This window comes from Streptomyces sp. NPDC019443 (genome assembly GCF_044389785.1).
Classification (GTDB): domain Bacteria; phylum Actinomycetota; class Actinomycetes; order Streptomycetales; family Streptomycetaceae; genus Streptomyces.
On record NZ_JBIRYJ010000041.1, the window covers coordinates 1 to 10,261 of the forward strand.

Sequence of the window (10,261 nt, forward strand, 5' to 3'; positions counted from 1 at the left end):
TGCGTTGTCGTCGTGGCGGCGGCAGCGGCGTGAGCGGTCGGTGGTGGACGGTTGGCGTTATCGGGTTGAGTGGAAGCCGCTGGTTGGGGCTGGGGCTGGGGCTGGGGTTGGGGTTGCCCGGTTGGGTGGGCGTTGGGTTTGTGTGGTTCCGGCGGGGGAGAGTTGGGTTTCCTCGGTGGTGGATGGGCTGGTCTCACGGGGGGTTGCACCGGTTCGGGTGGAGTGCGGTCCTGGTGTGGATCGGGCTGTGCTGGCTGGGCGGTTGGGTGAGGTGGCCGGTGATGGGCCGGTTGCTGGTGTGCTGGTGGTGGGTGCTGCGGATGTGGTGGATGCGGCTGTTGTGGTGCAGGCGTTGGGGGATGCGGGTGTTGCGGGTCGTTTGTGGGTGGTGACTCGTGGGGCTGTTTGTGTGGGCCGGTCGGATGGTGCTGCGGATCCGGTGCGGGCGGCGGTGTGGGGTCTGGGCCGGGTGGCGGCGTTGGAGGTGCCGGAGCGTTGGGGCGGTCTGGTCGATCTTCCGGAGCAGATCGATGGACGGGCGCTGGACCGGCTGGTTGGGGTGCTGGCTGGTGGTGTTGAGGATCAGGTGGCGGTGCGGGCGTCGGGTGTTTTTGGTCGTCGTCTGGTTCATGCTCCGGTTCCTGGCGGGGGTGTTGGGGGTTGGGTGCCGCGGGGGACGGTGCTGGTTACGGGTGGTACGGGTGTGTTGGGCGGGCGGGTGGCTCGTTGGGTGGCCGAGCGGGGTGCGGAGCATGTGGTGCTGACCAGCCGTCGTGGCCCGCAGGCTCCGGGGGCTCGAGAGCTTGAGGCGGAGTTGTCGGCTCTGGGTGTGCGGGTGACGGTGGCGGCGTGTGATGTCGCGGACCGGGATGCGGTGCGGGCGTTGCTGGCGGAGCATCCGGTGGATGCTGTGTTTCATGCTGCGGGTGTGGTGGATTCGGTGTCGTTGGCTGTGGTGGATGGGGTTCATTTTGCTGGGGTGATGGGGGCGAAGGCTGCGGGGGCTGCGCATTTGGATGAGTTTTTGGGTGATCGGGAGCTGGATGCGTTTGTGGTGTTCTCTTCGATTGCGGGTGTGTGGGGTAGTGGTGGTCAGGGGGCGTATGCGGCGGCGAATGCGTTTGTGGATGGGTTGGTTGAGGCGCGTCGGGTGCGGGGTCTGGCGGGGTGTTCGGTGGCGTGGGGGCCGTGGGGTGAGGGGGGTATGGCGGCTGCGGAGGGTGCGGAGGAGCATCTGCGGCGTCGTGGGTTGAGGCCGCTGGATCCGGGGCTTGCGTTGTCGGTACTGGAACAGGCTGTCGGTGGTACCGATGGTTCGGTGGTGGTGGCGGATGTGGAGTGGGAGCGGTTTGCTGCGGCGTTCACCAGTACCCGCCCCAGCCCTTTCCTGGAAGACCTGCCGGAAGCCGCTGAGGCGCTGAGTGGCGTACCCGGGAAGAGAGTTGAAGATGGGGTCCGCCCATCCCTCCTCGACAGACTCGCGGGCGTTTCCGCGGTGGAGCGCTCGCAGGCCGTTCTCGATCTCGTACGCACCCATACGGCCGCTGTACTCGGATTCCGTGATCTGAAGTCCGTGGAGGCCGCCAAGGCATTCCGGGAGCTGGGTTTCGACTCGCTCACCGCGGTCGAGCTGCGCAACGGATTGAACGCCGACACCGGAATGCGCCTACCCGCCACATTGGTCTTCGACTACCCCGCGCCGCAGCTGCTGGCAGAGCATGTGCACGACACGCTGTTCGGCGCCACGGAGGTCGAGCCGGAGGCCGCTGTCCTGGCTGACCTGGACCGCCTTGCGAGCGCGATTTCAAGAGTTTCCCCAGAGAACGACGTCAGGGGGCTCGTTGAGACCCGTCTTCGGAGCATCCTGTCCGAGTTGGGCGGGGTGGCCGAGGGCGATCCGAAGTCCGCCGTGTCTCAGCAGCTCGATGCGGCCACGGACGACGAGATCTTCGACTTCATCAATCAGGAGCTCGGCCGTTCCTGAACGCCGCAGGTGAACCGTTCCGGTCTACGACGTATGGGGCAAGTTCCACATGGCGAATGAAGAGCAGCTTCGGGACTACCTCAAGTGGGTCACCGCCGACCTGCACGACGCCCGTCGGCGGCTGCAAGAGCTGGAATCGCAGCAACAGGAGCCCATCGCGATCGTCGGGATGAGTTGCCGCTTCCCTGGCGGTGTGAGCTCGCCCGAGGATTTCTGGCGCCTGCTGGTACGCGGAGATGACGCAATCTCCGAGTGGCCGCAGGACCGTGGCTGGGATGCCGAAGCGTTGTACGACCCGGAGTCGCGTGGTTCCGGCACGAGCTACTCGCGCGAGGGCGGCTTCGTCTATGACGCCAACGAATTCGACCCTGGCTTCTTCGGAATATCACCGCGCGAGGCGCTCGCAATGGATCCGCAGCAGCGGTTGCTGCTGGAAGCCTCCTGGGGCGCCTTCGAGGGGGCCGGAATCGACCCTCTCGGGGTAAGGGGCAGCCGGAGCGGTGTCTTCGTTGGGTGCAGCGGCCAAGAATACGGCGTCGGCCTTCGCGATATTCCGGACGATGTCCGTGGCCATCTCCTGACCGGTAACTCGACCTCGGTCGTGTCGGGCCGTGTCGCGTACGCGCTTGGACTCGAGGGTCCTGCCGTGACCGTTGACACGGCATGCTCCTCTTCTCTGGTGGCGCTGCATCTGGCATCCCAAGCTCTCCGGTCGGGCGAATGCACGCTCGCCCTGGCGGGAGGGGTGACGGTGATGTCGACGCCGGGGGCGTTCATCGAGTTCAGCCGGCAGCGTGGCTTGGCGGCCGATGGCCGCTGCAAGGCATTCTCGGATGCTGCTGATGGCACAGGGTGGGCCGAAGGCGTCGGGATGCTGGTGGTGGAACGGCTGTCGGACGCCCGGCGGAACGGCCATCGCGTGCTGGCGGTCGTACGCGGCTCTGCGGTGAACCAGGACGGCGCGTCCAACGGCCTGACCGCGCCGAACGGTCCTTCCCAGCAGCGGGTGATCCGGCAGGCGTTGGCGGGCGCAGGGCTTTCCCCGTCCGATGTTGATGCGGTGGAGGCCCACGGAACCGGCACGACGCTGGGTGATCCGATCGAGGCGCAGGCGCTGCTGGCGACGTACGGGCAGGGGCGGGATGGGGACCGGCCGTTGTGGCTGGGGTCGGTGAAGTCGAACATTGGTCATACGCAGGCGGCTGCGGGTGTGGCCGGTGTGATCAAGATGGTGCTGGCGCTTCAGCATGGTGTGTTGCCGCGGACGTTGCATGTGGATGAGCCGTCGTCGCATGTGGACTGGTCGGCGGGGAATGTCCGGCTGCTGACCGAGGCTGTGGGCTGGCCGGAGAGCGACCGACCCAGTCGCGCGGCGGTCTCCGCCTTCGGCGTCAGTGGCACAAACGCGCACGCTGTGCTGGAGCAGGCACCCGAGATGGAGCCTGCAAGCGAAGAAGAGCATGCGGACGGCAAGGCTGAATCTCTCCGGCTGCCGATGTTGCCCTGGGTGCTCTCGGCACGCAGCGAGGCCGCCCTGAGGGCGCAGGCCGTGAGGCTGCTCTCCCACGTCGACGGCCATCCCGAGCAGGACGTACGCAACGTCGCCTGGTCGCTGGCCTCGACGCGAGCCGGGCTGGAGAACCGTGCCGTTGTCCTCGGCAGCAGCCGAGAGGAACTGGTCGCGGGACTCGGCGCACTTGCCCACGATGAGTACACCGAAGGTGTTGTACGGGGGACGGCCAAGTCGGGTGTGAAGTCGGCTTTCCTGTTCGCGGGGCAGGGTGCGCAGCGGGTCGGGATGGGGCGGGAGTTGTACGAAGCCTTCCCGGTTTTCGCGGAGGCGTTTGATGCGGTGTGTGCCTATTTTGATGGTGAGTTGGAGTTGCCGCTGCGGGATGTCGTGTTCGGTGATGACGCGGATGCGTTGAATCGGACGGGCTTTACGCAGCCTGCGTTGTTCGCGGTCGAAGTGGCGTTGTTCCGGCTGGTGGAGTCGTTCGGTGTCAGGCCCGATTTCCTGCTGGGTCATTCGATCGGCGAGTTGGCGGCTGCGCATGTGGCGGGGGTGTGGTCGCTGGAGGATGCGTGTCGTCTGGTGGCGGCGCGCGGTCGGTTGATGCAGGCGTTGCCGACGGGTGGGGTGATGGTCTCGCTCCAGGCGTCGGAGGCCGAGGTGCTGCCACTCCTGGACGAGGAGCGGGTGAGCATTGCGGCGGTGAACGGGCCTTCGGCGACGGTCATTGCGGGTGAGGAATCTGCCGTTGCGGAGGTCGCCGCGTATTTCGAGGCTGAGGCGCGGAAGGTGAAGCGGCTGCGGGTGAGTCACGGGTTCCACTCGCCGTTGATGGAGCCGATGCTGGCTGAGTTCCATACGGTTGCGGAGAGTGTGACGTACGAGCAGCCGCGTATTCCGGTGGTCTCGAATGTGACCGGTGAGCTCGCCACGGATCTGGCCTCTCCCGAGTACTGGGTGCGGCATGTGCGGGAAGCCGTCCGGTTCGCCGACGGTATCCGGTGGCTGGAGGAGCACAGTGTCGCTCGCTACCTCGAAATCGGTCCTGACGGCACGCTCAGCGCGATGGCACAGGCATGTGCAGAAGGCTCAGCGCCGGCGGCGGTGCCCGCACTACGAAGGGACCGGCCCGAGGCACGGAGCGTAGTGACGGCCATAGCGCAGCTGCACGCACACGGCGCCGTCCTTGACTGGACTGCGCTGCTGCCCGGAGCCCTCCCTGTTGATCTGCCGACCTATCCGTTTCAGCGTGAGCGCTACTGGCTGGAGTCGTCCGGGGCCGAAGCCGAGGGCGCTGCAGCCCAGGCGCTCGACGGGGGCGAGGCGCAGTTCTGGGACGCGGTTGAGCGCGGAGACTCGACTGCGTTGGCTGGGGATCTGGCGATCGATCGTGATGCTTCGTGGAGTGAGGCTCTGACTGCGTTGTCGTCGTGGCGGCGGCAGCGGCGTGAGCGGTCGGTGGTGGACGGTTGGCGTTATCGGGTTGAGTGGAAGCCGCTGGTTGGGGCTGGGGTTGGGGTTGCCCGGTTGGGTGGGCGTTGGGTTTGTGTGGTTCCGGCGGAGGCGGACTGGGTTTCCTCGGTGGTGGATGGGCTGGCGGGGTGTGGTGCGCTGGTTGAGCGGGTGGAGTGCGGTCCTGGTGTGGATCGGGCTGTGCTGGCTGGGCGGTTGGGTGAGGTGGCCGGTGATGGGCCGGTTGCTGGTGTGCTGGTGGTGGGTGCTGCGGATGTGGTGGATGCGGCTGTTGTGGTGCAGGCGTTGGGGGATGCGGGTGTTGCGGGTCGTTTGTGGGTGGTGACTCGTGGGGCTGTTTGTGTGGGCCGGTCGGATGGTGCTGCGGATCCGGTGCGGGCGGCGGTGTGGGGTCTGGGCCGGGTGGCGGCGTTGGAGGTGCCGGAGCGTTGGGGCGGTCTGGTCGATCTTCCGGAGCAGATCGATGGACGGGCGCTGGACCGGCTGGTTGGGGTGCTGGCTGGTGGTGTTGAGGATCAGGTGGCGGTGCGGGCGTCGGGTGTTTTTGGTCGTCGGCTGGTTCATGCTCCGGTTCCTGGCGGGGGTGTTGGGGGTTGGGTGCCGCGGGGGACGGTGCTGGTTACGGGTGGTACGGGTGCGTTGGGCGGGCGGGTGGCTCGTTGGGTGGCCGAGCGGGGTGCGGAGCATGTGGTGCTGACCAGCCGTCGTGGCCCGCGGGCTCCGGGGGCTCGAGAGCTTGAGGCGGAGTTGTCGGCTCTGGGTGTGCGGGTGACGGTGGCGGCGTGTGATGTCGCGGACCGGGATGCGGTGCGGGCGTTGCTGTCCGAGCATCCGGTGGACGCCGTTTTTCACGCCGCAGGCGTACTCGATGATGGTGTACTCGATTCGCTGTCCCCCGAGCGATTCGCGACCGTCATGCGGGCCAAGGCCACCTCGGCCGTGAACCTGCACGAGGCGACCCGGGGCCATGAGCTCTCGGCCTTCGTCCTGTTCTCGTCCTTCGCGGGCGCCATCGGCGCCGTCGGTCAGGCCAACTACGCAGCCGCCAACGCCTTCCTGGACGCTGTGGCCGAACAGCGCGCGGCCGAAGGACTGCCCGCGACCTCCATCGCCTGGGGGCCGTGGGGCGAGACCGGCATGGCGAGCGACGAAACGACGGCGCAGCGGATGCGCAGGGGCGGAGTGTCCCCGCTGCGGCCGGACCTGGCCATCGACGCCATGGAGACCGCGATCGGCTCCGGGACGCCCGGCCTTGTGATCGCCGACCTCACCTGGGCGGACTTCCTACCCGCCTTCACCACGGTCCGTCCCAGCCCACTGATCGGCGATCTTCCTGAGGTCCGTACGGCCGTCGACCTCACCAGGATGGATGGAGAGCGTGGACACTCCGAGGTGCGCCAGCGCCTTGAGGGACTGCTGCCGGCCGAACAGGAGCGAGTGCTGACGGATCTGGTCAGGTCACGTGCCGCCGGAGTGCTGCACTATTCGGGGCCCGCCGATGTGCCTCCGGACCGGGCCTTCCGGGAGCTCGGCGTCGACTCGCTGATCGCGGTGGAGCTACGTAACGCACTGGTCGTGGCATGCGGGATCGCGCTGCCCGCGACGGTGGTGTTCGACTACCCGACGCCGACCGCACTCGCCCGTTTCCTGCGCATGCGGATCGCGCCGGTCCAGGATGACGTCGAGCAACTGGTGGCCCCCTCGGCGGTTGCCGATGACCCCATTGCCATCGTGGGGATGAGCTGCCGGTTTCCCGGCGGCGTTGACGGCCCGGAGGCCTTCTGGAAACTGCTGTCGGACGGCGAGGACGCCGTCGGGGGATTCCCGGCCGACCGTGGCTGGGACCTCAGTTCGGTCTACGACCCCGACCCGGAACACTCGGGAACCAGCTACGTCAACGTCGGCGGTTTCCTGAAGAACGTGGACCAGTTCGAACCCGCTTTCTTCGGCATGAGCCCCCGGGAAGCCGTGGCGACGGATCCGCAGCAGCGTCTGCTCCTCGAGGTGTCCTGGGAGGCAGTGGAGCGGGCCGGCATCGATCCCCGCTCCCTGCGAGGCAGCCGGGCCGGCGTTTTCGTAGGAACGAACGGTCAGGACTATCCGGCTCTGCTGGCTCACTCTCCGGACGAATTCGAGGGCTATGTCGGCACTGGAAACGCCGCGAGCGTGGTGTCCGGGCGAGTGGCCTACACGCTGGGCCTCGAGGGCCCGGCGGTGACGGTGGATACGGCGTGCTCGTCGTCGCTGGTGGCCCTGCACTGGGCGGCTCAGGCACTCCGGTCGGGGGAATGCGACATGGCGCTGGTGGGCGGCGTGACGGTGATGTCCACGCCCGGAGCGTTCGTGGAGTTCAGCCGTCAGCGCGGACTCGCCCCCGACGGGCGGTGCAAGGCGTTCGCTGCGGGTGCGGATGGCACGGGCTGGGGCGAGGGCGTCGGGATGCTGCTCGTGGAGCGATTGTCGGATGCGAGGCGGAACGGTCACCGTGTGCTGGCGGTGGTGGCTGGTTCTGCGGTGAATCAGGATGGTGCGTCGAATGGTTTGACGGCGCCGAATGGTCCGTCGCAGCAGCGGGTGATCCGGCAGGCGTTGGCGGGGGCGGGGCTTTCGGCCTCGGATGTTGATGTGGTGGAGGCGCACGGTACGGGTACGTCGTTGGGTGATCCGATCGAGGCGCAGGCGCTGCTGGCGACGTACGGGCAGGACCGGGATGAGGAACGGCCGTTGTGGCTGGGATCCGTAAAATCGAATCTCGGTCACACGCAAGCGGCTGCGGGTGTCGCCGGTGTGATCAAGATGGTGCTGGCGCTTCAGCACGGTGTTCTGCCGCGGACGCTGCACGTTGATTCGCCCTCGCCACACGTGGACTGGTCGGCGGGGAATGTCCGGCTGCTGACCGAGGCCGTGGAATGGCCGGAGAGCGATCGGCTTCGTCGGGCGGGTGTCTCGTCGTTCGGAATCAGCGGCACAAATGCGCACGTAATCCTGGAACGTGCCCCGGAGCGGGCCCCCACGGCCGATGTTCCCCAGCCCTGGTCGGAGCGCCCGTCCGTCACGCCGTGGGTGATCTCCGGACGTACCGAGACCGCGCTGCGTGCGCAGGCCGCCCGCTTGATGGCGGCCTACCAGGACGACCCCGAACTGGACCTGGCGGATGTCGGCTTCTCACTCGCCACGACCCGCTCCGTATTCGACCACCGCGCGGTGGTGCTGGCGGACGACCATGCATCGGCAGTTCACCGCCTGGCCGCTCTCGCTGGGGATCGCAAGTCACCTGGTGTCATACGCGGGTCCAAGGCTGAGGGGCGGCTGGCTCTGCTGTTCGCGGGGCAGGGTGCGCAGCGGGTCGGGATGGGGCGGGAGTTGTACGAAGCCTTCCCGGTCTTTGCGGAGGCGTTTGATGCGGTGTGTGCGTATTTTGATGGTGAGTTGGAGTTGCCGCTGCGGGATGTCGTGTTCGGTGATGACGCGGATGCGTTGAATCGGACGGGCTTTACGCAGCCTGCGTTGTTCGCGGTCGAAGTGGCGTTGTTCCGGCTGGTGGAGTCGTTCGGTGTCAGGCCCGATTTCCTGCTGGGTCATTCGATCGGCGAGTTGGCGGCTGCGCATGTGGCGGGGGTGTGGTCGCTGGAGGATGCGTGTCGTCTGGTGGCGGCGCGTGGCCGGTTGATGGAGGCGTTGCCGGCGGGTGGGGTGATGGTCTCGCTCCAGGCGTCGGAGGCCGAGGTGCTGCCGCTTCTGGATGTAGAGCGGGTGAGTATCGCGGCGGTGAATGGGCCGCAGGCAGTTGTCGTCTCCGGTGAGGAAGCTTCGGTTGCGGAGATCGCCGGGAAGTTCGAGGAGCAGGGTCGGAAGGTGAAGCGGCTGCGGGTGAGTCACGGGTTCCACTCGCCGTGGATGGAGCCGATGCTGGCCGAGTTCCGTACGGTTGCGGAGAGCGTGACGTACGAGCAGCCGCGTATCCCGGTGGTCTCGAATGTGACCGGTGAACTCGCCACGGATCTGGCCTCTCCCGAGTACTGGGTGCGGCATGTGCGGGAAGCCGTCAGGTTCGCCCAAGGCATCCGCCGGCTGGAAGAGCTTGGCGCGACCGGGTTTTTGGAGATCGGCCCGGACGGCACCCTGAGTGCCATGGCGCAATCCTGCCTCGCAGAGCGGGATCTCCAACTGCTTCCTGCCATGAGGAAGGACCGCCCTGAGGCAGAAGCGCTGCTAACAGCCATATCCGGTGCCTTCGTTCACGGCATGGATGTGGACTGGCGGACGCTCTTGCCTGCTGCCCGGCGAGTCGATCTACCGACTTATCCCTTCCAACGTGAGCGCTTCTGGCCTACCCCCGCACCTGACGCTGGTCCTGCTGAGGACTGGCAGTACCGGGTTGAGTGGAAACCGGTAGCTGCCGGGGCCGGTGAGGCGTTGGGCGGCCGTTGGCTGGTTGTGGTGACGGGGGGTATGGCGGAGGCGGACTGGGTTTCCTCGGTGGTGGATGGGCTGGTCTCACGGGGGGTTGCACCGGTTCGGGTGGAGTGCGGTCCTGGTGTGGATCGGGCTGTGCTGGCTGGGCGGTTGGGTGAGGTGGCCGGTGATGGGCCGGTTGCTGGTGTGCTGACGCTGGGTGCTGCGGATGTGGTGGATGCGGCTGTTGTGGTGCAGGCGTTGGGGGATGCGGGTGTTGCGGGTCGTTTGTGGGTGGTGACTCGTGGGGCTGTTTGTGTGGGCCGGTCGGATGGTGCTCCGGATCCGGTGCGGGCGGCGGTGTGGGGTCTGGGCCGGGTGGCGGCGTTGGAGGTGCCGGAGCGTTGGGGCGGTCTGGTCGATCTTCCGGAGCAGATCGATGGACGGGCGCTGGACCGGCTGGCTGGGGTGCTGGCTGGTGGTGTTGAGGATCAGGTGGCGGTGCGGGCGTCGGGTGTTTTTGGTCGTCGGCTGGTTCATGCTCCGGTTCCTGGCGGGGGTGTTGGGGGTTGGGTGCCGCGGGGGACGGTGCTGGTTACGGGTGGTACGGGTGCGTTGGGCGGGCGGGTGGCTCGTTGGGTGGCCGAGCGGGGTGCGGAGCATGTGGTGCTGACCAGCCGTCGTGGCCCGCGGGCTCCGGGGGCTCGAGAGCTTGAGGCGGAGTTGTCGGCTCTGGGTGTGCGGGTGACGGTGGCGGCGTGTGATGTCGCGGACCGGGACGCGGTGCGGGCGTTGCTGTCCGAGCATCCGGTGGATGCTGTGTTTCATGCTGCGGGTGTGGTGGATTCGGTGTCGTTGGCTGTGGTGGATGGGGTTCATTTTGCTGGGGTGATGGG

The 10,261-nt window shown here is 67.4% G+C and carries 1 protein-coding gene and 2 pseudogenes; all 3 read left to right on the forward strand.

The features are described 5' to 3' along the window. Window positions 1-247 precede the first annotated feature (247 nt). Window positions 248-1,984: a beta-ketoacyl reductase gene (locus ACH492_RS39800; RefSeq protein ID WP_398994305.1), complete on the forward strand. Its 1,737-nt coding sequence runs from the start codon at window positions 248-250 to the stop codon at window positions 1,982-1,984. A gap of 49 nt (window positions 1,985-2,033) precedes the next feature. Further along, a pseudogene (locus tag ACH492_RS39805) lies at window positions 2,034-2,084 on the forward strand (polyketide synthase docking domain-containing protein); the annotation flags it as partial. Between the two features lie 48 nt (window positions 2,085-2,132). After that, a pseudogene (locus tag ACH492_RS39810) lies at window positions 2,133-10,261 on the forward strand (type I polyketide synthase); the annotation flags it as partial.